Source organism: Pseudomonas sp. A-1 (assembly GCF_004801855.1).
Taxonomy (GTDB): Bacteria; Pseudomonadota; Gammaproteobacteria; order Pseudomonadales; family Pseudomonadaceae; genus Geopseudomonas.
In genome coordinates this window covers 1-24235 of sequence record NZ_SSTC01000067.1, presented here as the reverse complement: position 1 = coordinate 24235, position 24235 = coordinate 1, and the positions used below count along the sequence as shown (strand labels likewise).

The 24235-nt window shown below is 71.3% G+C and carries 25 protein-coding genes and 1 riboswitch; of the genes, 14 read left to right on the top strand and 11 right to left on the bottom strand.

Translation table 11 applies throughout. The features are described 5' to 3' along the window. The 5 genes from E5198_RS14995 to E5198_RS14975 all read left to right on the top strand — a co-directional run. On the top strand, positions 1-519 hold a 519-nt coding region (locus tag E5198_RS14995; protein ID WP_136490806.1), incomplete at its 5' end, for a sulfite exporter TauE/SafE family protein. 119 nt (positions 520-638) lie between these two features. Further along, on the top strand, positions 639-878 hold the full coding sequence (locus tag E5198_RS14990; RefSeq protein ID WP_136490805.1) for an exodeoxyribonuclease VII small subunit: 240 nt from the start codon (positions 639-641) through the stop codon (positions 876-878). Beyond that, positions 875-1765, top strand: a complete 891-nt coding sequence (gene ispA / locus E5198_RS14985; protein ID WP_136490804.1) for a (2E,6E)-farnesyl diphosphate synthase — start codon at positions 875-877, stop codon at positions 1763-1765. Before E5198_RS14990 ends, ispA begins: the two co-directional genes overlap by 4 nt. Positions 1766-1929: 164 nt before the next feature. Continuing rightward, positions 1930-3840, top strand: a complete 1911-nt coding sequence (dxs, locus tag E5198_RS14980) for a 1-deoxy-D-xylulose-5-phosphate synthase (protein WP_136490803.1) — start codon at positions 1930-1932, stop codon at positions 3838-3840. A gap of 42 nt (positions 3841-3882) precedes the next feature. Then, a riboswitch (cobalamin riboswitch) is annotated at positions 3883-4094 on the top strand. A 101-nt stretch (positions 4095-4195) separates the two neighbouring features. Continuing rightward, complete coding sequence (locus E5198_RS14975; protein WP_136490802.1) at positions 4196-6094, top strand: TonB-dependent receptor; 1899 nt, start codon at positions 4196-4198, stop codon at positions 6092-6094. Positions 6095-6157: 63 nt separating this feature from the next. Here E5198_RS14975 and E5198_RS14970 read toward each other — a convergent pair whose 3' ends face one another. The 4 genes from E5198_RS14970 to znuA all read right to left on the bottom strand — a co-directional run bounded on the left by E5198_RS14970 (position 6158) and on the right by znuA (position 9081). Further along, entirely contained in the window at positions 6158-6967 is an 810-nt protein-coding gene (locus tag E5198_RS14970) for a cobalamin-binding protein (RefSeq protein WP_136490801.1), read from the bottom strand. After that, a complete protein-coding gene (locus tag E5198_RS14965) occupies positions 6967-7389 on the bottom strand; it encodes an MFS transporter (RefSeq protein WP_136490800.1) in 423 nt (140 codons plus the stop codon). Before E5198_RS14965 ends, E5198_RS14970 begins: the two co-directional genes overlap by 1 nt. Continuing rightward, positions 7386-8003, bottom strand: coding sequence for a GTP cyclohydrolase II (gene ribA / locus E5198_RS14960; RefSeq protein WP_136490799.1), 618 nt, complete (start codon positions 8001-8003; stop codon positions 7386-7388). The genes E5198_RS14965 and ribA overlap by 4 nt, the downstream gene beginning before the upstream one ends. Positions 8004-8103: 100 nt before the next feature. Next, positions 8104-9081 carry a zinc ABC transporter substrate-binding protein ZnuA gene (gene znuA, locus E5198_RS14955; RefSeq protein ID WP_136490798.1) on the bottom strand — a complete coding sequence of 326 codons (978 nt, stop codon included), beginning with the start codon at positions 9079-9081 and terminating at the stop codon, positions 8104-8106. Between the two features lie 65 nt (positions 9082-9146). Here znuA and E5198_RS14950 point away from each other — a divergent pair, with 65 nt between their 5' ends. From E5198_RS14950 to E5198_RS14920, 7 genes are all read left to right on the top strand, one after another. Next, the gene (locus tag E5198_RS14950) at positions 9147-9632 is read left to right on the top strand and encodes a Fur family transcriptional regulator (RefSeq protein ID WP_136490797.1); all 486 of its coding nucleotides are present in this window, start codon (positions 9147-9149) and stop codon (positions 9630-9632) included. Next, entirely contained in the window at positions 9629-10402 is a 774-nt protein-coding gene (znuC, locus tag E5198_RS14945; protein WP_136490796.1) for a zinc ABC transporter ATP-binding protein ZnuC, read from the top strand. The genes E5198_RS14950 and znuC overlap by 4 nt, the downstream gene beginning before the upstream one ends. A gap of 1 nt (position 10403) precedes the next feature. Further along, positions 10404-11192, top strand: a complete 789-nt coding sequence (gene znuB, locus E5198_RS14940; protein WP_136490795.1) for a zinc ABC transporter permease subunit ZnuB — start codon at positions 10404-10406, stop codon at positions 11190-11192. Between the two features lie 36 nt (positions 11193-11228). Then, positions 11229-11624: a hypothetical protein gene (locus E5198_RS14935; protein WP_136490794.1), complete on the top strand. Its 396-nt coding sequence runs from the start codon at positions 11229-11231 to the stop codon at positions 11622-11624. 112 nt (positions 11625-11736) lie between these two features. Then, the gene (locus tag E5198_RS14930) at positions 11737-12744 is read left to right on the top strand and encodes a methionine ABC transporter ATP-binding protein (protein WP_136490793.1); all 1008 of its coding nucleotides are present in this window, start codon (positions 11737-11739) and stop codon (positions 12742-12744) included. Continuing rightward, positions 12744-13412, top strand: a complete 669-nt coding sequence (locus tag E5198_RS14925; RefSeq protein WP_136490792.1) for a methionine ABC transporter permease — start codon at positions 12744-12746, stop codon at positions 13410-13412. Before E5198_RS14930 ends, E5198_RS14925 begins: the two co-directional genes overlap by 1 nt. A 56-nt stretch (positions 13413-13468) precedes the next feature. Continuing rightward, complete coding sequence (locus E5198_RS14920) at positions 13469-14245, top strand: MetQ/NlpA family ABC transporter substrate-binding protein (RefSeq protein ID WP_136490791.1); 777 nt, start codon at positions 13469-13471, stop codon at positions 14243-14245. Between the two features lie 83 nt (positions 14246-14328). On the opposite strand, the gene E5198_RS14915 is transcribed toward E5198_RS14920, so the two are convergent. From E5198_RS14915 to E5198_RS14895, 5 genes are all read right to left on the bottom strand, one after another. After that, positions 14329-15321, bottom strand: a complete 993-nt coding sequence (locus E5198_RS14915; protein WP_136490790.1) for a 2-dehydropantoate 2-reductase — start codon at positions 15319-15321, stop codon at positions 14329-14331. A 113-nt stretch (positions 15322-15434) separates the two neighbouring features. Beyond that, positions 15435-16199: a class II aldolase/adducin family protein gene (locus E5198_RS14910; protein ID WP_136490789.1), complete on the bottom strand. Its 765-nt coding sequence runs from the start codon at positions 16197-16199 to the stop codon at positions 15435-15437. A gap of 34 nt (positions 16200-16233) precedes the next feature. Continuing rightward, positions 16234-17274, bottom strand: a complete 1041-nt coding sequence (locus tag E5198_RS14905; protein ID WP_136490788.1) for a TRAP transporter substrate-binding protein — start codon at positions 17272-17274, stop codon at positions 16234-16236. A 133-nt stretch (positions 17275-17407) separates the two neighbouring features. Next, positions 17408-18427, bottom strand: a complete 1020-nt coding sequence (locus tag E5198_RS14900; RefSeq protein ID WP_136490787.1) for an AraC family transcriptional regulator — start codon at positions 18425-18427, stop codon at positions 17408-17410. Between the two features lie 79 nt (positions 18428-18506). Then, positions 18507-19736, bottom strand: a complete 1230-nt coding sequence (locus E5198_RS14895) for a nucleoside recognition domain-containing protein (protein WP_136490786.1) — start codon at positions 19734-19736, stop codon at positions 18507-18509. A 150-nt stretch (positions 19737-19886) separates the two neighbouring features. Here E5198_RS14895 and E5198_RS14890 point away from each other — a divergent pair, with 150 nt between their 5' ends. Both E5198_RS14890 and wrbA read left to right on the top strand, forming a co-directional pair. Continuing rightward, entirely contained in the window at positions 19887-22553 is a 2667-nt protein-coding gene (locus tag E5198_RS14890) for an EAL domain-containing protein (protein WP_178084081.1), read from the top strand. A gap of 46 nt (positions 22554-22599) precedes the next feature. Next, positions 22600-23196, top strand: a complete 597-nt coding sequence (gene wrbA / locus E5198_RS14885; protein ID WP_136490785.1) for an NAD(P)H:quinone oxidoreductase — start codon at positions 22600-22602, stop codon at positions 23194-23196. 10 nt (positions 23197-23206) lie between these two features. On the opposite strand, the gene E5198_RS14880 is transcribed toward wrbA, so the two are convergent. Further along, positions 23207-23743, bottom strand: coding sequence for a DUF3087 domain-containing protein (locus E5198_RS14880; RefSeq protein WP_136490784.1), 537 nt, complete (start codon positions 23741-23743; stop codon positions 23207-23209). A gap of 50 nt (positions 23744-23793) precedes the next feature. Further along, positions 23794-24235, bottom strand: a 442-nt coding sequence (locus E5198_RS14875) for a penicillin acylase family protein (protein ID WP_136490783.1), incomplete at its 5' end; no start/stop codon positions are given.

Sequence of the window (24235 nt, the reverse complement as noted above, 5' to 3'; positions counted from 1 at the left end):
GGCCTGGGCGGCGGCCTGCTGCTGCTGGCCGGCGGCGACGAGGTGTTCCGCGTGCTGATCCCCTGGCTGCTGCTGGCCGCCACCGCGCTGTTCGCCGCCAGCCCCTGGCTGAGCCGCCTGCTCGCCGCCCGCCGCAGCACCGCCAGCGCGGTGCCGCCGCACGGCCCGCTGTCGCTCGGCGCCCACTCGCTGGTGTCGATCTACGGCGGCTACTTCGGCGCCGGCATGGGCATCCTGCAGCTGGCCGCCTTCGCCATCGAGGGCCACGCCCTGGCCCGCGCCAACGCGCTGAAGAACCTGATCTCGGCGGTGATCTACAGCGTCGCCAGCCTGACCTTCGTCGTCGCCGGCCGGGTCAGCTGGGCGGAACTGGCCGTGCTGCTCGCCGGCGCCACCCTCGGCGGCTACGCCGGCGGCGCGCTCGGCCAGCGCCTGCCGGCGCGCTGGCTGCGCGCCTTGGTGATCGTCGTCGGCAGCGGCATGACCCTCTACTACTTCTGGGCCACCTACGCGCGCTGAGCGCAGCTTGCCCGCCCCTGCAGCGGGCTGACGCCGCCCCCACCGGCCCTGGCGGTTTGCCCGTCGGGCGCGGCTCTGCTAGTGTCGCGCCCGTTTTTCCGCCGTCCGAGAGCGCCGCCATGGCCCGCAAGAAAACCGCCCCCGATTTCGAGCAGTCGCTGAGCGAGCTGCAGACCCTGGTCGAGCGCCTGGAGAGCGGCGAGCTGTCCCTCGAGGACTCGCTGGCCGCCTTCGAGCAGGGCATCCGCCTGACCCGCGAGTGCCAGGGCGCGCTGGGCCAGGCCGAGCAGAAGGTGCAGATCCTCCTCGGCCAGGACGGCCAGACCGCTCCCTTCGACGCGGAGGGCGAGGCGCAATGAGTCTCCAGCAGTACCAGGCCGCCTGCCAGGCACGCGTCGACGCCGCCCTCGACGCCCTGTTCGTCGCTCCCCGTCCCGAACTCGAGCGCCTCTACCGGGCCATGCGCTACAGCGTGATCAACGGCGGCAAGCGCGTGCGCCCGCTGCTCGCCTACGCCGCCTGCGAGACCCTCGGCGGCGCGGCCGAGCGGGCCGACGGCGCGGCCTGCGCGGTGGAGCTGATCCATGCCTACTCGCTGGTCCACGACGACCTGCCGGCGATGGACGACGACGAGCTGCGCCGCGGCCAGCCGACCACCCACATCGCCTTCGACGAGGCCTGCGCCATCCTCGCCGGCGACGGCCTGCAGGCGCTGGCCTTCGAGGTGCTGGCCGACGCCGGGCGCAACCCCGCCGATGCCGCCACCCGCCTGGACATGGTCGTCAGCCTGGCCCGCGCCGCCGGACCGGCCGGCATGGTCGGCGGCCAGGCCATCGACCTCGGCTCGGTCGGCGTGCAGCTCGACCAGACCGCCCTGGAGACCATGCACCGGCACAAGACCGGTGCGCTGATCGAGGCCAGCGTGCGCCTCGGCGCCCTGGCCAGCGGCGGCAGCGACGCCCGCAGCCTAGCCGCGCTGCAGGACTACGCCCGCGCCATCGGCCTGGCCTTCCAGGTGCAGGACGACATCCTCGACGTGGAGAGCGACACCGCCACCCTGGGCAAGACCCAGGGCAAGGACCAGGCCCACGACAAGCCGACCTACCCGGCGCTGCTCGGCCTCGACGCCGCCAAGGCCTACGCCCTGGAACTGCGCGATCTGGCGCTGGCGGCCCTGCAGCCGTTCGACGAGCGCGCCGACGCCCTGCGCCAGCTGGCCTGCTACATAGTCGCACGCACGCACTGAGTTCCCCGGTCCGGACCCGGCCGCCACAGCGGAAAATCGCGACGCGAATTTTCCACGGGGTGGCCATCCACCCTGCGCCGGCTCCACTCGACCTTCGCTTGCTTGGGCACCCCGGCCGCTTCGGGTAAACTCGCCCATCTTTTTCCGACTGCCGAACCCGTCCGATGCCCAAGACGCTGCACGAGTTTCCCCGCCAGCGGCCCGACACGCCCCTGCTCGACCGCATCGACAGCCCCGCCGCGCTGCGCGACCTCAGCGAGGCCGAGCTGGACACCCTGGCCGACGAGCTGCGCCAGTACCTGCTCTACACGGTGGGGCGTACCGGCGGGCACTTCGGCGCCGGTCTGGGCGTGGTCGAGCTGACCATCGCCCTGCACCACGTCTACCACACCCCCGAGGACCGTCTGGTGTGGGACGTCGGCCACCAGGCCTACCCGCACAAGATCCTCACCGGCCGTCGCGAGCGGATGGCGACCCTGCGCCAGAAGGGCGGCCTGGCCGCCTTCCCGCGGCGCAGCGAGAGCGCGTACGACACCTTCGGCGTCGGCCACTCCAGCACCTCGATCAGCGCCGCGCTGGGCATGGCCCTGGCCAACCGCCTGCAGGGCAACGAGCGGCGTACCGTGGCGGTGATCGGCGACGGCGCACTGACCGCCGGCATGGCCTTCGAGGCGCTCAACCACGCCTCGGAAACCGCCGCCGACATGCTGGTGGTGCTCAACGACAACGACATGTCGATCTCGCGCAACGTCGGCGGCCTGAACAACTACCTGACCAAGATCCTCTCCAGCCGCACCTACGCCAGCATGCGCGAGGGCAGCAAGAAGATCCTCTCGCGCATCCCCGGCGCCTGGGAGATCGCCCGCCGCACCGAGGAGCACGCCAAGGGCATGCTGGTGCCCGGCACCCTGTTCGAGGAACTCGGCTGGAACTACATCGGCCCCATCGACGGCCACGACCTGCCGACCCTGATCGCCACCCTGCGCAAGATGCGCGAACTCAAGGGCCCGCAGTTCCTCCACGTGGTGACCAAGAAGGGCAAGGGCTTCGCCCCGGCCGAGGAAGACCCGATCGGCTATCACGCCATCGGCAAGCTGGAGGTCGGCAGCAGCGCCGCGCCCAAGGCCAGCGGACCGAAATACTGCGAGGTGTTCGGCCAGTGGCTGTGCGACATGGCGGCCGTCGACGAGCGCCTGATCGGCATCACCCCGGCGATGAAGGAAGGCTCCGACCTGGTGGCCTTCGCCGAGCGCTTCCCGGAACGCTACTTCGACGTCGCCATCGCCGAGCAGCACGCGGTGACCCTGGCCGCCGGCCTGGCCTGCGAGGGCGCCAAGCCGGTGGTGGCGATCTACTCGACCTTCCTGCAGCGCGCCTACGACCAGCTGATCCACGACGTCGCGGTACAGGACCTCGACGTGCTGTTCGCCATCGACCGCGCCGGCCTGGTCGGCGAGGACGGCCCGACCCACGCCGGCAGCTTCGACCTCTCCTACCTGCGCTGCATCCCCGACATGGTCGTCATGACCCCCAGCGACGAGAACGAGCTGCGCCTGCTGCTGACCACCGGCTACCGGCATGTCGGCCCGGCGGCGGTACGCTACCCGCGCGGCAGCGGCCCCAACGCTCCGATCTCTCCGGCGCTGGAGGCAGTCGAGATCGGCAAGGGCGTGGTCCGTCGTCACGGCGCCGGCCAGGTCGCCCTGCTGGTGTTCGGCGTGCAGCTGGCCGCCGCGCTGGAGGTGGCCGAGCGGCTCGATGCCACGGTGGTCGACATGCGCTTCGTCAAGCCGCTCGACGCCGCACTGATACGCGAGCTGGCCGCCAGCCACGCGCTGCTGGTGAGCGTCGAGGAGAACGCGGTGATGGGCGGCGCCGGCAGCGCGGTGGCCGAATTCCTCGCCGCCGAGGGCATCGTCATGCCGCTGCTGCAGCTCGGCCTGCCCGACCGCTACGTCGAGCACGCCAAGCCGACCGAGATGCTCGCCGAATGCGGCCTGGATGCCGCCGGCATCGAGTCCGCGGTGCGCGCGCGCCTGGCGCTGCTTGAGAAAAACTCATCCCGAGTCGTCTGAAAGCTGCTTGAGTTTCACCACGCCGCGCACTAAGGTGCGCGGCGTTTTGCTTTTCGTCAGGGTGCGCGGGCTTGAGGCCTGCGTTAAACGGGAAGCCGGTGCGCTCCACTGGAGCAAGGCCGGCGCTGCCCCCGCAACGGTAATCGACCGCAGGTCATGGCCTGCCGTCCGCTCAACGGCCACTGGGAACACCCGGGAAGGCGAGTGGATGCGCGTCGACAGCCCGGAGACCGGCCCCGACGGATTCGACAGGTGTTGCGGAGGGCCGCACCGTCAGTCGCGCGCCCGTCCTGTGGGCACGTTTCTGTCTTCTGCCCTCCTCGAAAGTCTGCCCATCACTTTTGAGGATTTCCTGATGAAGCTTTCCCGTCTGGCGCTGGCCGTGGCCCTCGCCCCGAGCCTGACCCTGGCCGCCGAGCCGGCCAGCGACGACATCGCGCCCCTGGTCATCACCCGCGCCACTCCGCTGGAGCAGCCGGCGCCGGCCAGCGTGCGGGTGATCAAGCGCGCCGAGATCGAGCGCAGCGGCGCCCACAACCTGATCGACGTGCTGCGCGGCCAGGCCGGCGTGCAGCTGCGCGACATCATCGGCGACGGCAGCCGCGCCACGCCCAGCCTGCGCGGCTTCGGCGAGAACGCGGTGAACAACACGCTGATCCTGGTCGACGGCCGCCGCCTCAACCAGCCGGCGATGGCCGGCGCCGACCTCAACAGCGTGCCGCTGGCCAACATCGAGCGCATCGAGATCCTGCGCGGCGCCGGCACCGTGCTGTACGGCGACCAGGCGGTCGGCGGGGTGATCAACATCGTCACCCGCACGCCGCGGCGCAACGAGGCCTACGTGGAAACCAGCCTGGGCAGCCACGATCTGGAAGCCTGGCGCGGCCATGTCTTCCAGCAGCTCGGCGGCGGCTTCTCGGTGTACGCCAGCGGCGAGGCCCGCCACACCGACAACTACCGCGACCACAACGCCGCCGACTACGGCAACGCCTTCGGCCGCCTGCGCTACGACCACGCCCGCGGCTGGGCGCTGTACGAGTACCAGACGGTGGACGACGAGCTGCTCTATCCGGGCGCGCTGAGCCTCGCCCAACGCCGCAGCGACCGCAAGCAGAGCCAGTCCACGGACTGGAACGACAGCAATACCCAGGTGCACCGCTTCGCCGTCGAGCAGCGCCTCGACGAGATCTGGACCGCCAACTTCGACTACAGCCACAGCGACCAGGATGGCGTGGGCTCGTTCTTCGGAGGCGGCTTCAGCCAAGGCACTCGCATCGAAAGCTTCAGCCCGCGCCTGACCGCCCGCTGGGACACGGCGCGCGGCCACAGCGAATGGCTGCTGGGCCACGACCACATCACCAGCGACTACCAGGCCTCCTGGGGCAGCGACTTCCGCCAGACCCTGCGCGACTGGTACACCCAGTTCAGCCAGCCGCTCGGCCACGACCTGACGCTGAGCCTCGGCTACCGCGCCAGCGAGGCCGAGGACCGCGACCACAGCGCCGGCAGCAACCACACCGACCGCGAGGGCAGCAGCAGCGTCGGCCTGTCCTGGCAGGCCGACGCGCAGACCCGCGTGTTCCTCAAGCGCGAGGACGTGCTGCGCTGGGCCAACGTCGACGAGAACGGCTTCGTCGGCCCCGGCGTCGAGTTCCTCAAGCCGCAGACCGGCGCATCCTGGGAAGGCGGCGTGGAATGGGACGACGGCGCGCAGCGCTACCAGCTGAGCGTCTACCGCCTCGATCTGGACGACGAGCTGATGTACGACGCCACGGCCACGGGCCCCTTCGGTCCCGGCACCGGCGCCAACGTCAACCTGGACAAGACCCGCCGCGATGGCCTGCTGCTCGAGGCCCGCCGCCAGCTGACCGAGCGCCTCGCCCTCGGCGGCCAGTACAGCTTCACCGACTCCGAGTACCGCACCGGCCCCTTCGCGGGCAACGAGGTGCCCGGCGTATCGCGCCACAGCGCCAGCGCCCACCTCGACTACCTGCTCCTGCCGGGACTCAACGGCCGCCTGGAGGCCCTGTACACCGGCGGCTACTACCTGTACAGCGACGACGCCCACAGCCAGCCGCGCGAGGGCGGCTACACCCTGCTCAACGCCGCACTGAGCTACGACTACCGCCAGCTCACCGCCAGGCTGCGGATCAACAACCTGACCGGCAAGCAGTACGACACCTATGCCAACCCCTTCGGCCGCTACCCGGCGCCGGAAGAGGACGTGCAGCTGAGCGTCGGCTACCGCTTCTGATCCGGACGCCGGAAACGACGAGGCCCCGCCTAAGCGGGGCCTCGTCGTTTCAGCCGCGCAGACTCAGCGCGCCCTGTCCAGCAGCTCGCACAGCTTCGCCGTGGCGGCGAGCATCTGGAAGCTGGGCCGCTCGATGCCCTCGTCCGGCACCTCCCACACCTGGCCACGGCGCACCGCGGTCAGTTGCGGCCAGGCCTGCCAGGCGCCGGCCTGGCCCGGCTCGCCGACCAGGATCACCGCCGGGTCGCGGGCCAGCACCGACTCGACGCCGACCTGCGGCGCCGGCAGGGCAAGGTCCTCGAACACGTTGCGCGCGCCGCACAGGCGCAGGGCGTCGCTGATGATCTGCCGGCCGCCGAGGGTGTACATGGGCCGGTCCCACACTTGGTAGAACACTGCCAGCGGCGCGCTGCCCGCGTAGCGCGCCCGCAGCGCGGCGATGCCTGCGCGCATGCGCGCGGCGAGGCGCTCGCCCTCCGCGCCATGGCCGACCGCGGCGCCGATCGCCGCCAGTTGGCCGGCCAACTCGTCGAGGTCGTGCGGCTGCGCCTCGATCAGCGGGATGCCGAGGGTCCTGAGCTGCGCATGCATGGCCGGGCCGACGCTGTCCGGCCAGAGCAGGACCAGGTCCGGCTGCAGGCTGAGCAGCACCTCCAGGTTGAGCTGGCCGTGGCGGCCGAGGGATGGCAGGTGGGCCAGCGCCGGCAGGCGCGGGCCGCCGTCGAGCACGCCGACCAGACGCTCGGCGGCGCCCAGCTCGACCATGATCTCGCTGAGCGAGGGCGCCAGCGCCACCACCCGCCGCGCGTCCGGCTCCGTGGCCTGCGCCAGGGCGGCGCCGAGCAGCAGGACGGCGAGCAGCAGGCGGCGCATCAGCCGAGCTGGCGTGGCAGGCGATAGAGCAGCGCGATCACCAGGCTGGCGAACGCCAGCAGCAGCACCGGCACCGCGTGCAGGTCGGCCAGCCGGCCGACAGCGGCGATCCAGGCCGGCAGCAGGGCGCCGAGCAGGCCGTGGCGCTGGGTCCGGGCGAACACGGCCCAGGCCGCATCCTCATCGGGAGTGTCGAGGGCGCGGGCGGTGGCGATCAGGCCATGCTTGAAGCGGCGGAACAGCGGCAGGCCGACGAACATCGACAGCAGCGCGGCGACGAACAGCGGCATGGCCAGGCTGTCCGGCAGCAGCGCACGCTCCGGGCCGAAGGCGCCGAGCAGGATCAGCGGCAGCCAGGCCAGGGCCAGCATGCCCCACCAGCGGCGGGCGAACGCCGGCCGCTGCAGCGCCACCGCACTCATTCGCCTTCGTTCTCGGCCTGGTGCAGGTTGCCGAGCAGGTGGCCGAGCTTGCCGGCCTTGGTCGCCAGATAGTGCCTGTTGTGCGGGTTGAGGCCGCTGTGCAGCGGCACGCGCTCGGCCAGGCGGATGCCGTAGGTTTCCAGCGCCTTGAGCTTGCGCGGGTTGTTGGTCATCAGCTTGAGCTCGTGGATGCCGAGGTGGTCGAGCATCGGCCGGCACATGGCGTAGTCGCGCTGGTCGGCGCCGAAGCCCAGGCGCTCGTTGGCCTCGACGGTGTCGGCGCCGGCGTCCTGCAGCTCGTAGGCGCGGATCTTGTTGAGCAGGCCGATGCCGCGACCTTCCTGGCGCAGGTAGAGCAGCACGCCGCGGCCTTCGGCGGCGATGGCGCGCAGCGCCGCCTCGAGCTGGGCGCCGCAGTCGCAGCGCAGGCTGAAAAGCGCATCGCCGGTCAGGCATTCGGAATGCAGGCGGCCGAGCACCGGGCGACCGTCGGCGACGTCGCCCAGGGTCAGGGCCACGTGCTCCTTGCCGGTGGCCTCATCGAGAAAGCCATGCATGGTGAACACGCCAAACGGGGTTGGCAGCTTCGAGGCGGCGACAAAGACGACGGACACCGGGACACTCCTGCGGGACGTAGGGCACCGATTGTAGCAGCAAGCATGGCCGAGGCGGCCAGTCGGGATTGGCCGCCGCCATCGCCCGCCCGGCCCGCGCTCAGAGCTGCTCCAGGCAGCCCGCCAGGCCGTCGCCGAGGTTCTCCAGCAGCCGTTCGTAGCCGCCGGCCCCGGCCTCGAGGTCGAAGCCCAGCGCATCCAGCTCGGCGAGATGCACCGGCAGGCCGTCGCTGAGGGTCTGCGCCAGGCGCGGACGCAGCGGCGGCTCGCTGAACACGCAGCTCGGCCCGGCGGCCTTGAGCTGCTCGCGCATGGCGGCGACGTGGCGGGCGCCCGGCTGCACCTCGGCGCTCACCGCGAACACCCCGGCGTGCTGCAGGCCGTAGGCTTCCTCGAAGTAGTCGAAGGCCTCGTGGAAGACGAAAAACGGCTTGCCCTTGAGCGGCGCCATCCGCGCCCTGAGCTTGTCGTCGGTGGCGGCCAGGCGCTGCTCGAAGGCGGCCAGGTTGGACCGGTAGCGCGCGGCGTTGGCCGGGTCGACCCGGGCCAGGTCGGCGGCCATGCGCGCGGCGATCACCCGCGCGTTGGCCGGCAGCAGCCACAGGTGGGCGTCCAGCGTGCCGGGGCGATGGGCGTGGTCGTGGCCCTGGTCATCACGGGCGGCATGCCCGTCGTGTCCGTGCTCATCGTGTTCCCCGTGCGCGGCGTGCTCCTCGTCCGCGTGCCGGTGCTCCTCGCCGAAACGGCGCAGGTGCAGGCCGGACAGCGACTGCACGGCCAGGCTGGGCGCCTCGCGCCCTTCCAGCACGTGCGACAGGAACACTTCGAGGTCGGGGCCGATCCAGTAGACCAGCGTGGCCTCGTGCACCCGGCGGATGTCCGAGGGGCGCAGCGCGTAGTGGTGTGGCGAGGCGCCCGGCGGCAGCAGCACCTCGGGCGTGCCGGCGCCGTCCTGCACGGCGGCGGCGATCAGCTGCAGCGGCTTGATGCTGGTCAGCACGCGCACTTCGGCCAGCGCCGGGCTGGCCAGCAGGGCCGCCAGCAGGGCGGCGGGCAGCAAAGAAGACAGACGGGGCACGGGAAGCTCTCTCCGGGGAAACTGAATGGTTATATAATAACGTCCCTTTGCCCGGGAGTGTCGCCATGTCTTCCACGCCGCTGGCCTGCCATCCCCACGACCACAGCCACTGCGTGAGCGCGGCGCTGGCCGCCGCCGACGCCCTGTGCGCGCGCAGCGGCGCGCGCCTCACCGCCCTGCGCCGCCGTGTGCTCGAGCTGGTCTGGGCCAGCCACCAGCCGCTCGGCGCCTACGACATCCTCGGCGTGCTGAGCGCCGAGGACGGCCGCCGCGCCGCGCCGCCCACCGTGTACCGCGCGCTGGACTTCCTCCTCGAGCACGGCCTGATCCACCGCCTCGCCTCGCTCAACGCCTACATCGGCTGCAACCATCCGGGGCACAGCCACCAGGGCCACTTCCTGATCTGCCGCCAGTGCAACGCCGCCATCGAGGTGGAGCAGCCGGCCATCGGCGCGGCCATCCAGGCCGCGGCCGCCGAGGTGGGCTTCGCCGTGGAGGGGCAGATGGTCGAGGTGGTCGGCCTGTGCGCGCGCTGCCGGGAGGCGGCATGAGCGAGGCGCTGCTCCGCCTCGACGGGGTCGGCGTCGAGTTCGCCGGCAACGCCGTGCTGCAGGACGTGCAGCTGGAGCTGAAGTCCGGCGAGATCGTCACCCTGATCGGCCCCAACGGCGCCGGCAAGACCACCCTGGTGCGCGTGGTGCTCGGCCTGCTCGCCCCGCACACGGGCAGCCTGTGGCGGCGCGAGCGGCTGCGCATCGGCTACATGCCGCAGAAGCTGCACGTCGAGCCGACCCTGCCGCTGTCGGTGCTGCGCTTCCTGCGCCTGGTGCCGGGAGTCGACCGCGCCCGCGCCCTGGAGGCGCTCGGCGAGGTGGGCGCGGCCAAGGTGATCGACAGCCCGCTGCAGAAGATCTCCGGCGGCGAACTGCAGCGCGTGCTGCTGGCCCGCGCCCTGCTGCGCAAGCCCGAGCTGCTGGTGCTCGACGAACCGGTGCAGGGCGTCGACATCGCCGGGCAGAGCGAGCTGTACCGCCTGATCGGCCGCCTGCGCCAGCGCTACGGCTGCGGCGTGCTGATGGTCTCCCACGACCTGCACCTGGTGATGAGCGCCACCGACCGGGTGGTCTGCCTGAACCACCATGTGTGCTGCTCCGGGCATCCCGAGCAGGTCAGCAGCGACCCGGTGTTCCGCGAACTGTTCGGCAACGACGCGCGCAACCTGGCGATCTACCACCACCAGCACGACCACCAGCACGACCTGCACGGCAGCGTGGTGCTGCCCAGGCAACCCCACGTCCACGGCCCCCACTGCAAGCACTGACATGCCCGAATTCCTGCTCAACGCCCTGCTCGCCGGGCTCGCCCTGGCGCTGGTCGCCGGCCCGCTCGGCTCCTTCGTGGTCTGGCGGCGCATGGCCTACTTCGGCGACACCCTGGCCCACGCCGCGCTGCTCGGCGTGGCGCTGGGCTTCCTGCTCGACATCAGCCCGACCCTGGCGGTGACCGTCGGCTGCATCGTCCTCGCCGTGCTGCTGGTGGCCCTGCAGCAGCGCCAGCCGCTGGCCGCCGACACCCTGCTCGGCATCCTCGCCCACAGCACCCTGTCGCTCGGCCTGGTCACCGTCAGCCTGCTCGACGAGGTGCGCGTCGACCTGATGGCCTACCTGTTCGGCGACCTGCTGGCGGTGGGCACGGCGGACCTGCTGTGGATGGTCGCCGGCAGCGCGCTGGTGCTCGGCGTGCTGGCCTGGCTGTGGCGTCCGCTGTTGGCGCTCACCGTGCACGAGGAGCTGGCCCGGGTCGAAGGCCTGCCGGTCGGCGCCCTGCGCCTGGCACTGATGCTGCTGATCGCCGTGGTGATCGCCGTGGCGATGAAGATCGTCGGCGTGCTGCTGATCACCTCGCTGCTGATCATCCCCGCCGCCGCGGCGCAGCGCCATGCGCGCAGCCCCGAGCAGATGGCCGCCGGCGCCAGCCTGGTCGGCCTGCTCGCGGTGTGCGCCGGCCTGGCGCTATCCTGGTACCAGGACACCCCGGCCGGACCGTCCATCGTGGTCAGCGCCGCCGGCCTGTTCCTGCTGAGCTTCCTGCTGCCGCGCCGGGCGGTGTAGAATTGCCTACTTTCTGAACAGTCCGAGGCCTGAGCCATGACCCGTGCCCTTCGCTGCCTGCCGCTGCTCGCCCTGCTGCTGCTCGGCGCCTGCCAGAGCCTGCCGTGGAGCGAGGACGCGCGCGCCCAGGCCCGCGAGCGCCAGCAGTTCGAGCGCCTGCTCGGCGCCGGCGAACTGGAGGCCGCCGGAGTCACCCTCGGCCACCTGCGCGCCCGCGATGCGGCACAGGTCGAGCACTACCAGCGCCTGCTCGCCGACGCCTGGCTGCAGCGCAGCCAGCAGGCCCTCGAGCGCGGCGACCTGAACGCCGCCACCACCGCCCTGGCGCGGGCCCGCGCGCTGATGCCCAAGGCGCCGGCGCTGACCAACGGCCTGGGTGGCGCGCTGCAGCCGACGCCGCCGGCGGATGTCGGCGGCGAGATCGCCGAATAGAGACTCCCGTTCGATCAGCTATATCGATAGTCTTTCAAAGCATTTTCCGCACTAAAAGCGGGCCGCTAGACTCTGCCGCCAGGGCCCGTTCCCTCACCCACAAGGTTTTCCCGTGATCCACTTCGACAACGTCCACAAGGCGTACCGGGTCAATGGCCGCGACATTCCCGCCCTGCAGCCCACCTCCCTGCAGGTCGGCGCCGGCGAGATCTTCGGCCTGATCGGCCACTCCGGCGCCGGCAAGAGCACCCTGCTGCGCCTGATCAACCGCCTCGAGGAGCCCTCCGGCGGGCGCATCCTGATCGACGGCACCGACGCCACCGCCCTCGACGCCGCCGACCTGCGCCGCCTGCGCCAGCGCATCGGCATGATCTTCCAGCACTTCAACCTGCTGGCCTCGAAGACCGTGGCCGACAACGTCGCCCTGCCGCTGAAGCTGGCCGGCGAGCTGCCGCGCGCTGCCATCGACGCCCGCGTCAGCGAACTGCTGGCCCGCGTCGGCCTCGGCGAGCACGCGCACAAGTACCCGGCGCAGCTCTCCGGCGGCCAGAAGCAGCGCGTCGGCATCGCCCGCGCGCTGGCCCTGGAGCCGAAGATCCTGCTGTGCGACGAGGCCACCAGCGCCCTCGACCCGCAGACCACCGGCCAGGTGCTGCAGCTCCTGGCCGAGATCAACCGCGAGCTGAAGCTGACCATCGTGCTGATCACCCACGAGATGGACGTGATCCGCCGCGTCTGCGACCGGGTGGCGGTGATGGACGGTGGCACCATCGTCGAGCAGGGCGCGGTGGCCGACGTGTTCCTGCATCCGCAGCACCCGACCACCAAGCGCTTCGTGCTGGAGGACGAGCACGTCGACGAAAACGCCCAGCAGGACGACTTCGCCCACGTGCCCGGCCGCATCCTGCGCCTGACCTTCCGCGGCGAGGCCACCTACGCCCCGCTGCTCGGCCAGGTGGCGCGCGACACCGGGGTCGACTACAGCATCCTCGCCGGACGCATCGACCGCATCCGCGAGACCCCCTACGGCCAGCTGACCCTGGCCCTCACCGGCGGCGACCTGGACGCCGCCCTGGCGCGCCTCGACGCCGCCGACGTGCACGTGGAGGTGCTGCGCTGATGCTGGAGAAACTGCTGCCCAACGTGTTCTGGCCGGAGATCTGGCAGGCCAGCCTCGATACCCTGGCGATGCTCGGCGGATCCTTGCTGTTCACCGTGCTGTTCGGTCTGCCGCTCGGCGTGCTGCTGTTCCTCAGCGGCCCGCGCCAGCTGTTCGACAATGCGCCGCTGTACCGCCTGCTGTCGCTGGTGGTCAACGTGCTGCGCTCGGTGCCCTTCGTCATCCTGCTGATCCTGATGATCCCGCTGACCGAGCTGATCGTCGGTACCTCGCTGGGCGCCGTCGGCGCCATCCCGCCGCTGGTGGTCGGCGCCACGCCGCTGTTCGCCCGCCTGGCCGAGACCGCGCTGCGCGAGGTCGACCGCGGCATCATCGAGGCGACTCAGGCGATGGGCGCCAGCACCCGGCAGATCATCCTCGCGGCGCTGCTGCCCGAGGCGCGCCCCGGCCTGCTCGCCGCGGTCACCGTCACCGCCATCACCCTGGTGTCGTACACCGCCATGTCCGGCCTGATCGGCGGCGGCGGCCTCGGCGACCTCGCCGTGCGCTACGGTTACCAGCGCTACCAGCCGGACGTCATGGCGGTCACCGTGATCCTCCTGCTGGTGCTGGTGCAGGTGCTGCAGAGCGCCGGCGACCGCCTGGTGATGCGTTTCTCGCGCAAGTAATCCGACCGGGCCGGCCATCCGCCGGCCCGGCGTTCCATCCCACAAGGAGCTCAACAATGAAAAAACTGCTGGCTGCCGCGACCCTGTTCGCCGCCTTCTCCGCCACCGCCCAGGCGCAGACCCTCAACGTCGCCGCCACCCCGGTGCCGCACGCGGAGATCCTCGAAGTGGTCAAGCCGATGCTGGCCAAGCAGGGGGTGGAACTGAAGGTGCGCGTGTTCACCGACTACGTGCAGCCCAACCTGCAGGTGCAGCAGGGCAACCTCGACGCCAACTTCTTCCAGCACCAGCCCTACCTCGACGAGTTCAACGCCAGCCGCAAGACCTCGCTGGTCAGCGTGACCGGCGTGCACATCGAGCCGTTCGGCGCCTACTCCAGCAAGTTCAAGAAGCTCGACGAGCTGCCCGAGGGCGCCAGCGTGGCCATCCCCAACGACGCCACCAACGGCGGCCGTGCCCTGCTGCTGCTGGCCAAGGCCGGGGTGATCACCCTCAAGGACGGCGCCGGCATCACCGCCACGCCCAAGGACATCGCCGCCAATCCGAAGCAGATCCAGGTGCGCGAACTGGAAGCGGCCACCCTGCCGCGCGTGCTCAAGCAGGTCGACCTGGCGCTGATCAACACCAACTACGCCCTGGAAGCCGGCCTGACCCCGACCAAGGACGCCCTGGCCATCGAGGGCAACGACTCGCCCTACGTCAACATCCTGGTCAGCCGTGCCGACAACAAGGACAGCGAAGCCATGCAGAAGCTGGCCAAGGCCCTGCACAGCGACGAGGTGAAGGCCTTCATCGCCGACAAGTACAAGGGCGCGGTGGTGCCGGCGTTCTAAGCGCCGCCAAGCAGCCCCTGCAATGAACGAAGCCCCCGCACCTGCGGGGGCTTCGCGTTTGTGGCCTGAACCGACCGAAGTCCTCAGCCCTGAGGCGCGGCCTGCGGATACAGGCCATGCACCCGCGCGAACAGCCGCGTCAGGCCGAGCAGGGCATCGATGTTCGGCGTCTCGACGCCCACGCGCCGGCCGATCTCCTGCACCGCGCCGACGATGCCGTCCAGCTCGATGGCGCGCCCCGCCTCGGCATCCTGCAGCATCGAGGTCTTGAAGGCGCCCAGCTTGCGGGTCACCGCATGGCGCTCGTCGGGGCTCTGGGTCACCTCGCAGCCGATCAGCCGGCCGATGGCGGCCGCCTCGCCCATCGCCGCCGAGCAGAACTGGCGCACCAGCTCGTCGTCCAGCAGGCGATCGATGGTGGCGCCGGTGATCGCCGAGACCGGATTCATGGTCAGGTTGCCCCACAGCTTGTACCAGATGTCGTAGCGGATATCGGCACTGACGGTGACGGCGAAGCCGGCTCTTTCCAGCAGACCGGCCAGTTGCTGCACCCGCGCGGAGGCGCCGCCGGCCGGCTCGCCGACGATCAGCCCGTTGCCCATCACGTGGCGCACCAGCCCCGGCTCCGGAGCGGTGCAACTGGCGTGCACCACGCAGCCGACGACCCGCTCCAGCGGGATGGTCCGCGCGATGGCGCCGCTCGGATCGACGCTGGCCAGCGGCGCCTCGAAGCCCGGCAGGCCCTGGCAGAACCACCAGGACACTCCGTTCATCGCCGGCAGCACCAGCGTGTCGGGTCCGATAAGCGGCGCGAGGCGCGGCGCCAGTTCGGCCAGTGCCTGGCCCTTGACCGCGATGATCAGCAGATCCTGCACGCCGAGCGCCTCGGCCTGCTCCTCGGCCGCCGCCAGCGGCGCCTGCAGCAGGCCCTCGCCGGTTTGCAGGCGCCAGCCGTGGCGGCGCAGCGCCTGCAGGGTGGCGCCGCGGGCCAGGGCGCTGACGCTGGCGCCCGCCGCGGCGAGCTTGCTGCCGAGGAAACCGCCGATGGCGCCGGCGCCGACAATACAGACCTTCATGCTCGATTCTCCTGTGAGGCCAAGGGAGCCTTATATGACCGTCGGCGGGCGCTCGACAAGGGCCGCCGGGCAAAGGCACCCGGGAGCACCGACTCCCGGGGCGCCGCGGGCACTCAGTGACGGTAGCCGGGATCGACGCGCTCGATCAGCCGGGTGAACGCGCAGAAGGCATCCTCGCCGGCGCCGTACTTCGGATCGAAGTTCAGCGAGTCGGCCACGCACTTGCGCAGCACCTCCTCGGGGATCATCCGCGCCTTGCCCATCGAGCGGGTCGCCAGCTGCACCTCGCAGGCGCGCTGCACCAGCCACATCAGCGAGAAGGCCTGCGCCAGGGTTGCACCGATGACCACCGGGCCGTGGTTGCGCAGCAGCAGCACCGGCTTGCCCTGGGCACTGTCGAGGATCCGCTCGCCCTCGCCGGCATGCACGGTGATGCCCTCGAACTCGTGGTAGGCGATCTTGCCGAACAGCTGCGCGGCGTAGAAGTTGCTGAACTCCAGGCCTTCCTCCAGGCAGCAGACGCCCATGGTCGGCGTGGTGTGCACGTGCATCACGCAGTGCCCATCGGCCACCCGATCGTGGATCACCCCGTGGAAGGTGAAGCCGGCCGGGTTGATCGGCCAGTCCGAGTGGCCGATGACGTTGCCCTGCACGTCGACCTTGACCAGGTTGGAGGCGCACACCTCGGAGTAGTGCAGGCCGAAGGGATTGGTCAGGAAGTGCTTGTCCGGGCCCGGCACGCGCAGGGAGATGTGGTTGTAGATCGACTCGGACCAGCCGAGATGGTCGAAGATCCGGTAGGCGGCGGCCAGTTTGACCCGCGCCTGCCACTCCGCTTCGCTGAAGCGCTGCGGACGCTCGTAGTAGTTGTTGCTCATGCTTCTCTCCTCCTGAAGGGGTCTTGTCGAGGGTTCAGCGCGCCGCCTGGGCCTGCGCCGTCAGGGCGCGCGCGGCGTCGAGCAGCGCCTGGCCGTCGATGCCCTTGGCCGCCGCCTCGGCGACCCACTGCTGCTCGACCGGGAGCAGGCGCTCGAGCACCTGGCGGTAGTCGTCCTCGGCCAGGCGATGGACCTCGTGGCCCTCCTTGATGACCTTCTGCCGCGTCGCCTCGCCGGCCTCGTCCCACACCCGGCCGAAGCGCTCGACCAGGGCCAGCCCGCTGTGCTGGTCGACGATCGCGCGCAGGTCGGCCGGCAGGCGGTCGTAGGTGCGCTGGTTCATCAGCATGGCCAGCACGGTGGCGCCGAGCACCGGCTGGTCGGTGGGGGTGTCGAGGTGGTGACGGGTGATCTCGTCCATCTTGGTCGGCGCCAGCACTTCCCAGACCGCCGAGGCGCCATCCACCACGCCCTTGGACAGGGACTCGGTGACCAGCGCCGGCGGCATCGCCACCGGCACCACGCCGAGCGCCTCGAGGGTGCGCGAGATGGTGCGGTTGGGCGCACGCAGGCGCAGGCCCTGCAGGTCGGCCGAGCTGCGCAGCGGACGGCTGGTGGTGTGCAGGTTCATGCCGCCGTCGCCGTGCAGGGCCAGCACCTTGTAGGCCGCGTACTCGTCGGTCAGCTGCTGCTGATAGAAATTCCAGATCACCCGCCCGGCGGCCAGACCGCCCTGCGGCAGCACGCCCGGCAGCTCCAGCGCCTCGGTCTTCGGGAAGCGCCCGGCGGCATAGCCCGGCGCCGTCCACACCACGTCGGCCACCCCCTGGCGGACCTGGTCGGCCAGCTTGGCCGGGGTGCCGCCCAGCTGCATGGACGGATAGATCTGGCAGACCAGGCGGCCGGCCGAGGCCCGCTCGAGTTCGTCGCACCAGGGCTGGATGACCTTCTGCTGGGCGCTGGAGGTGCTGGGCAGGAAATGCGCGACCTTGAGGGTGACGGGGGCGGCCAGGGCAGAGCCGGCCGCGCAGGACAGCGCCAGGGACACGGCCAGGCGCGAGAGCACGGGCTTCATGGGGAACCTCGCAGATTGTTGTTCTTGTAGGCGCCGCGCGGGGCGCGGCGGTCAGGCAGGCTTATCCTGGCCGACGAGTACGAACAGGACTATCCGCATCCGGCCGGGGCTGTCCGGATCGGGCGGGAATCGCTCAGCAGCGACGCAGAGTCGCCGAGGGCGCCTCGCCGAAGCGGCGCAGGTAGTCGCCGGCGAAGCGGCCGAGGTGGCCGAAACCCCAGTGCAGGGCGATGCTCGACACGCTCTCGTCGGCGCGGGCCTGCTGCAGGTGGCGGCGTACCGCCTGCAGGCGCTGCTCGTGCAGCCAGCGCATCGGCGTGGTCTGGCGGAACTGGCGGAAGCCCGCGGTGAGGCTGCGGATGCTGGTGCCGCTGGCCGCGGCGATGGCCGCGAGGGTCAGCGGCTCGCCGAGATGGGCGCGCATGAACTCCTCGGCGCGGCGCACGTGGCGGGGCGCCGGCAACGGCGGGGCTGCCTGCGCCAGGTTCGCGTGGTTGTGCGGCTGCTCGGTGAGCAAGAGGAGCATCGCCATCTCCTCCAGCGGGCCGAGCAGCGCCGGCGTCGAGGACGTGCCCAACTGACTGGTCACCAGGCGCAGCAGTGCCAGCCAGCGCTCGTGCAGGGCGCTGTCCTGGGCGATGGCGGGGTGGAAGTGCATCGGCCCGTGCAGGGGACGCTCGTAGAGGCGCTCGAACAGGCGTTCGATGGCCGGGCGGCCGATGCGCAGGTTGAGCCGCCAGCTGTCCGGGCTGAAGCGCTTGGTGACCGGCGCCTCCGGCGAGTCGACGACGATCAGCCCGGCGGCGCCCTGCACCTCGTCGGCCCGGGTGCGGACCTGCGAGTGGCCGCACAGCTGGGTGGTCACCAGCACGAAGTCGGTGGTCCACGCCTGCTCCAGCTCGACCTCGGTGCCGAACGACAGGCAGCTCAGCTCCAGGCTGCCCAGCGGCTGGCGCGCCAGGCGCATCTCGAAGGCCGCCGGGTCGCCGTGCAGGTGCATGCGGTGCGGGCTGTAGCTCTCGTGCAGGCCGCTCGAGGCCTGCTCCGGGTCGCGGGTACTCAGCCGCCACTGCGCCGCCTGGCGCAGCTGTTCGGCGCGCTGGCTCAGGCTGTCCAGCTCGGCGAGCACTGGGGAGGCGGTAGCGGACATCATGGACGGCGAACTCCAGCGAACGTGCCTGCCATCTCTAGCACGCAGCCCGAGGCTCGCCAAGCCGCCGACCGTCGCGCCCTCACCCGAAGAACCAGTAGCACACGCCGATCGACGCCAGCACCCCGGCCAGGTCGGCGAGCAGCGCGCAGCCCACCGCGTGGCGGGCGCGCTGGATGCCGACCGCGCCGAAGTACACGGCGAGCACGTAGAAGGTGGTCTCGGTGCTGCCCTGCATGGTGGCGGCGACCAGCGCCGGGAAGCTATCGACGCCGTGGCTCTGCATGGTCTCGATCAGCATCGCCCGTGCCGCGCTGCCGGAGAACGGCTTGACCAGCGCGGTGGGCAGGGCATCGACGAAGCGGGTGTCCCAGCCGAGCGCCTCGATCAGCCAGCGGATGCCGTCGAGGCCGAACTCCAGCGCTCCGGAGGCGCGCAGCACGCCCACCGCGCAGAGCATGGCGACCAGGTAGGGCAGCAGGTTCTTCGCCACCTCGAAGCCCTCCTTGGCGCCTTCGACGAACGCCTCGTACACCGGCACCCGCTTGAGCGCGCCGAACAGCAGGAAGGCGAGGATCAGGCCGAACAGGGTCAGGTTGCCGAGCAGCGAGGACAGCGAGGACAGCGCGGTGGCCGACAGCCCGGCGAGGAAGGTCATGAAGGCGCCCAGCGCCAAGGCGGCACCACCCAGCCAGGCCAGCACCACCGGATCGTGCAGGCGCAGGCGCTGCATGAAGGCCACCGACAGCAGGCCGACCAGGGTCGAGGCGCTGGTGGCCAGCAGGATCGGCAGGAACACCAGGGTCGGGTCTTCGGCGCCCTGCTGCACCCGGTACATGAAGATCGACACCGGCAGCAGGGTCAGCGACGAGGCGTTGAGCACCAGGAACAGGATCTGCGCGTTGCTCGCCGTGGTCTGGCTGGGATTCAGCTCCTGCAGCGCGCGCATGGCCTTGAGGCCGATCGGCGTCGCCGCGTTGTCCAGGCCGAGGGCGTTGGCGGTGAAGTTGAGGGTGATCAGGCCCAGCGCCGGGTGGCCGCTCGGCACCTCCGGCATCAGCCGGCGGAACAGCGGCGCCAGCAGCACGGCGAGGCGCTCGACCAGCCCGGCGCGCTCGGCGATGCGCAGGAAGCCCAGCCACAGGGTCAGGGTGCCGAACAGCACGATCATCACCTCGACGGAGAGCCTGGCCATGGCGAACAGGCTCTCGACCATGGCGGCGAACACCCCGGCGTCGTCGCCGACCAGCCAGCGACCGCAGGCGGCGACGGCCGCGACGACGAAGAAACCCAGCCACAAACCGTTGAGCATGAAGAACCCCCTGCAATGGACCGGGCGATGATAGCGGCGCGGCGCCCGCGGGGTCACCCGCCCGAACCGCTCGACGGGCTTGCCGCGCTTTCCTTGGTGGGCCGCGCGACGCTGTGGCACCATCGCCCCACTGGATGCGGAGAGTCCCTCATGGCCAAGCTGGCGCGCACGCCGTTCATTCGTCTGGTGACGCTGACCTACTGCCTGCTGGGACTCGGCTGGATATTCCTGTCCGACAACCTGCTGGCGCTGTTCACCGACCGCGACGCCCTCCTGCTCGCCTCGAGCTGGAAGGGCGGCCTGTTCGTGCTGACCACCACCGTGCTGCTGTACCTCGCCCTGCGCGCGGTGCCACCGCCGACGGCCGATGGCGTCGCCGCGCAGCTCGACCGCCTGGCCATCGCCGCGACGCCACGACGGCGGGGCTGCGTCGCCTGCCTGTTCGCCGTGGCCCTCACCCTGGCCACCCTGGGCCTGCGGCAGAGCCTCGACGGCCTGCTCGACGGCCGCCCGCTGCTGATCCTGTTCATCCTGCCGGTCGCCCTCAGCGCCCTGCTCGGCGGCCTGCGCTCCGGCCTGCTGGCCACCCTGACTGCCGCGCTCGGCCTGGCCTTCCTGTTCCTCGCCCCGGCCGGCGAACTGGCCGTCGACTCCCAGGCCGAGCGCCTGCAGCTGTTCTTCTTCGTGCTGATCGGCACCGCGCTCAGCGTGATCATCGAGCAGCTCAGGCGCACCCGCGAGGGCCTGGACTTCAACCGTCGCCTGCTCGACGCCATCGTCTCGGGCACTCCGGACGCCATCTTCGTCAAGGACCGCGCCGGCCGCTACCTGCTGACCAACCGGGCCGCCGCCACCTTCTTCGGCCGCTCGCCCGCCGAACTGATCGGCAAGACCGACGACCAGCTGTTCTCGACAGCGACCGCCAGGCTGATCGCCCGGCACGACGCCGAGGTGCTCGCCAGCGGCCAGGTGAGCACCTGCGACGAGGCGCTGGAAAGCGAGCAGGGCCGCCGCCTGGTGTTCTCGGTCAGCAGGGGGCCGCTGCTCGACGAGACCGGCGCCGTCTCCGGGCTGTTCGGCATCGCCCGCGACATCACCGAGCGCCAGCGCATCGAGCTGGCCCAGCGCGAAGCGGCGGCGCTGTTCGAGTCCAGCTACGAGGGCATCATGGTGCTCGACGGCGAGCGACACATCGTCCGCGTCAATCCGGCGTTCACCCGGATCACCGGCTACAGCCCGGCCGAGGCGCTCGGCCAGCAGCCGGTGTGGCTGGCCGCCGACACCACCAGCAGCGACGATACCCCGTGGCGCAGCCTGCAGACGCAGGGCTTCTGGAGCGGCGAGGTGTGGAGCCGGCGCAAGAACGGCGAGCGCTACGCCCAGCTGCTGTCGCTGTCGGTGGTGCGCGACGACGACGGCAGCGTGCGCCACTACGTCGGGCTGTTCTCCGACATCAGCCCGCTGAAGAACCACCAGGCCGAACTGGACCGCGCGGCGCACTACGACCCGCTGACCGGTCTGCCCAACCGGCGCCTGCTCGGCGACCGCCTGGAGCAGGCCATCGCCCGTGCGGCGCGCTCCGGCAAGACCCTGGCGGTCTGCCAGTTCGACCTCGACGACTTCCGCCAGATCAACGAGCGCCACGGCCACGCCGCCGGCGACCAGCTGCTGCGCGCGGTGGCCGACAATCTCAAGGCGGCGCTGCGCGCCGACGATACCCTGGCCCATCTCGGCGGCGACAGCTTCGCCCTGCTGCTCACCGACATCGACGCTGCGCAGGGCTGCCCGGCGCTCCTCGACCGCGTGCAGGCGGCCATCGCCACCCCGCTGACCGTCGCCGGCAGCCAGCTGCACGCCACCGCCAGCATCGGCGTCAGCCTGTACCCCGAGGACAACGCCGACGGCGACACCCTGCTGCGCCATGCCGACCAGGCGATGTTCCTCGCCAAGGAAGCCGGCAAGAACCGCTACCACCTGTTCGACCCGGAGAGCGACCGCAAGGCCCAGTGCCAGCGCCGCCAGCTGGAGCGCCTGCGCCTGGCCCTGGCGCGCGGCGAGTTCGTCCTCCACTACCAGCCCAAGGTCGACCTCGGCGATGGCCGGGTGATCGGCGTCGAGGCGCTGATCCGCTGGCAGGACCCCGAGCGCGGCCTGCTCGCCCCCGGCGCCTTCCTGCCCTACATCGAGGCCGTCGAGGCCATGGAGCGCGCGCTCGGCGACTGGGTGCTGGCCAGCGCCCTGGCGCAGCTCGAGCAGTGGCTGCACGCCGGTCTGCAGTTCAGCGTCAGCGTCAACATCAGCGCCCACCAGCTGATGCACGCCGATTTCGTCGACGACCTGCAGCGCCTGCTCGAGCGTCATCCGCAGGTGCCGCGCGAGCGCCTGGAGCTGGAGATCCTCGAGACCGCAGCGCTCACCGACCTGCCGCGCGCCATCGCCGTCATGCAGCGCTGCGCCGCGCTGGGCGTGCGCTTCGCCCTCGACGACTTCGGCACCGGCTACTCCTCGCTGACCTACCTGCGCAAGCTGCCGGTGGACACCCTGAAGATCGACCAGAGCTTCGTGCGCGACATGCTGGTCGACCCCGACGACCGCGCCATCGTCGACGGCGTGATCCGCCTGGCCGCCGCCTTCAACCGCCACGTGATCGCCGAGGGCGTGGAAACCATCGAGCACGGCCTGGCCCTGCAGCGCCTCGGCTGCCGCCTCGCCCAGGGTTACGGCATCGCCCGGCCGATGCCGGCCGAGCAGCTGCCCGCCTGGCTGCGCGACTGGCAGGCCCAGGCCGCCTCGCGGCGCCTGGTCGCGCAATCCTGAGCGCCTGCTAGGCTGAACGGGCATTCCCCTGCCTGGAGAACGGCCGATGAAGAAGATCCTGGTGCTGTACTACTCGATGTACGGGCACATCGAGCAGATGGCCGAGGCGGTAGCGGCTGGCGCCGCCAGCGTGCCGGGGGTCGCGGTGACCCTCAAGCGCGTGCCGGAGACCATGCCCGAGGACCTCGCGCGCAAGGCCGGCGCCAAGCTCGACCAGCAGGCGGCGGTGGCCACGCCGCAGGAGCTGGCCGACTACGACGCCATCCTGTTCGGCACGCCGACCCGCTTCGGCAACATGGCCGCGCAGATGCGCAACTTCCTCGACCAGACCGGCGGCCTGTGGGTCAAGGGCGCGCTGATCGGCAAGCTGGCCAGCGTGTTCACCTCCACCGGCACCGGCGGCGGCGGGGAAACCACCATCACCTCGTTCTGGCACACCCTGGCCCACCACGGCATGCTGATCGTCGGCCTGCCCTACAGCGCCCCGGAGCTGAGCGACGTCAGCGAGCTGCGCGGCGGCTCGCCCTACGGTGCGGCGACCATCGCCGGCGGCGACGGCTCGCGCCAGCCCAGCGCCAAGGAGCTGGCCCTGGCGCGCTTCCAGGGCGAGCACGTGGCCAGGCTGGCGGTGCGCCTGCAGTAGACCGCGGGACCTAGCGCCGCAGCGCGGCGTGGCGCTTCACCGCCTCCAGCCAGGCCGGGTCGAGACGCGGCTGCTCGGGGTCCAGCCCCTGCGCCATCATGGCCGCCTGGTGCGCGTCGATCTCGCGGACCATCTGGCTGAGGCCGCTGGAGTTGCCGTCCAGCTGGTGCATCTGGGTCACGCCCAGGTGGTAGAAGCGCAGCAGCTTCATGGCGGTCGGGTCGCCGGCCGCCACGCCGGCCTGCACGTGGTGCATGACGTTGGTGACGCTCATCAGGCTGCGCTTGAGCTGCCAGCCGTACACCGCCGCGGCCATCCACGGCTGGGTCCAGAACACCCGGCGCACCAGCAGCACGGTGAGCAGCAGGCCGGCGATCACTCCGCCGAGGTTCCAGCGGAAGTTGTCGCCGCCGGGCTCGCCGAACAGCAGCACCGCCAGGCCGGACAGCAGCATGGCCAGCGGCGCGAACACCAGCAGGATGGTCAGGGTGCTGCGGCGGGTCTGCCGGCGGTAGGCTTCCGGGCCGATCGGCTTGATCTCGAACATGGGGTCCCTCGTTGGGCGGATGGCAGGCGGCGCATTATCGCCCGGCCGGCTCACGGCCGCAGCCACAGCACGCCGCGCGCCTGGGCGGCGATCTCCTGCGCGTCCAGCGCCATCGGCCGGTAGGCGCCGGCCAGGTAGTCCTGCGCCTGGTCGGCGTAGTGGTCGTCGAAGGGCACCCCGCTCTGTCCCAGCGGAGCGCTGGCCAGCCCCTGCTGCGGCGCGGCGAAATCGACCAGGCGGCGGATCGACGGCCCGTACTCCACCGGCCAGGGCGCCGGGCCGAACTTGTGCGCCAGGTTGTTGGGCACCTCGTGGCTGCCCGGCGCGGCGAACTCGCCAACGTTGAGCAGGCGGTCGAGCGGCGCGACGCGGCCCAGCGGATGGGCGAAGGTCAGGGTGTGCGCCCGCCCCCACTGCCACTGCGCCGGATCGGCGCCCAGCACGCCGCGCAGGTGCGCCAGGCCGGCGCGCCAGGCGCGCGCGGCGATCTGC

Coding starts and splice junctions, on each gene's coding strand:
- E5198_RS14990 (WP_136490805.1), top strand. CDS start 639: ATGGCCCGCAAGAAAACCGCCCCCGATTTCGAGCAGTCGCTGAGCGAG.
- ispA (WP_136490804.1), top strand. CDS start 875: ATGAGTCTCCAGCAGTACCAGGCCGCCTGCCAGGCACGCGTCGACGCC.
- dxs (WP_136490803.1), top strand. CDS start 1,930: ATGCCCAAGACGCTGCACGAGTTTCCCCGCCAGCGGCCCGACACGCCC.
- E5198_RS14975 (WP_136490802.1), top strand. CDS start 4,196: ATGAAGCTTTCCCGTCTGGCGCTGGCCGTGGCCCTCGCCCCGAGCCTG.
- E5198_RS14970 (WP_136490801.1), bottom strand. CDS start 6,967: ATGCGCCGCCTGCTGCTCGCCGTCCTGCTGCTCGGCGCCGCCCTGGCG.
- E5198_RS14965 (WP_136490800.1), bottom strand. CDS start 7,389: ATGAGTGCGGTGGCGCTGCAGCGGCCGGCGTTCGCCCGCCGCTGGTGG.
- E5198_RS14950 (WP_136490797.1), top strand. CDS start 9,147: ATGTCTTCCACGCCGCTGGCCTGCCATCCCCACGACCACAGCCACTGC.
- znuC (WP_136490796.1), top strand. CDS start 9,629: ATGAGCGAGGCGCTGCTCCGCCTCGACGGGGTCGGCGTCGAGTTCGCC.
- znuB (WP_136490795.1), top strand. CDS start 10,404: ATGCCCGAATTCCTGCTCAACGCCCTGCTCGCCGGGCTCGCCCTGGCG.
- E5198_RS14935 (WP_136490794.1), top strand. CDS start 11,229: ATGACCCGTGCCCTTCGCTGCCTGCCGCTGCTCGCCCTGCTGCTGCTC.
- E5198_RS14925 (WP_136490792.1), top strand. CDS start 12,744: ATGCTGGAGAAACTGCTGCCCAACGTGTTCTGGCCGGAGATCTGGCAG.
- E5198_RS14920 (WP_136490791.1), top strand. CDS start 13,469: ATGAAAAAACTGCTGGCTGCCGCGACCCTGTTCGCCGCCTTCTCCGCC.
- E5198_RS14915 (WP_136490790.1), bottom strand. CDS start 15,321: ATGAAGGTCTGTATTGTCGGCGCCGGCGCCATCGGCGGTTTCCTCGGC.
- E5198_RS14910 (WP_136490789.1), bottom strand. CDS start 16,199: ATGAGCAACAACTACTACGAGCGTCCGCAGCGCTTCAGCGAAGCGGAG.
- E5198_RS14905 (WP_136490788.1), bottom strand. CDS start 17,274: ATGAAGCCCGTGCTCTCGCGCCTGGCCGTGTCCCTGGCGCTGTCCTGC.
- E5198_RS14900 (WP_136490787.1), bottom strand. CDS start 18,427: ATGATGTCCGCTACCGCCTCCCCAGTGCTCGCCGAGCTGGACAGCCTG.
- E5198_RS14895 (WP_136490786.1), bottom strand. CDS start 19,736: ATGCTCAACGGTTTGTGGCTGGGTTTCTTCGTCGTCGCGGCCGTCGCC.
- E5198_RS14890 (WP_178084081.1), top strand. CDS start 19,887: ATGGCCAAGCTGGCGCGCACGCCGTTCATTCGTCTGGTGACGCTGACC.
- wrbA (WP_136490785.1), top strand. CDS start 22,600: ATGAAGAAGATCCTGGTGCTGTACTACTCGATGTACGGGCACATCGAG.
- E5198_RS14880 (WP_136490784.1), bottom strand. CDS start 23,743: ATGTTCGAGATCAAGCCGATCGGCCCGGAAGCCTACCGCCGGCAGACC.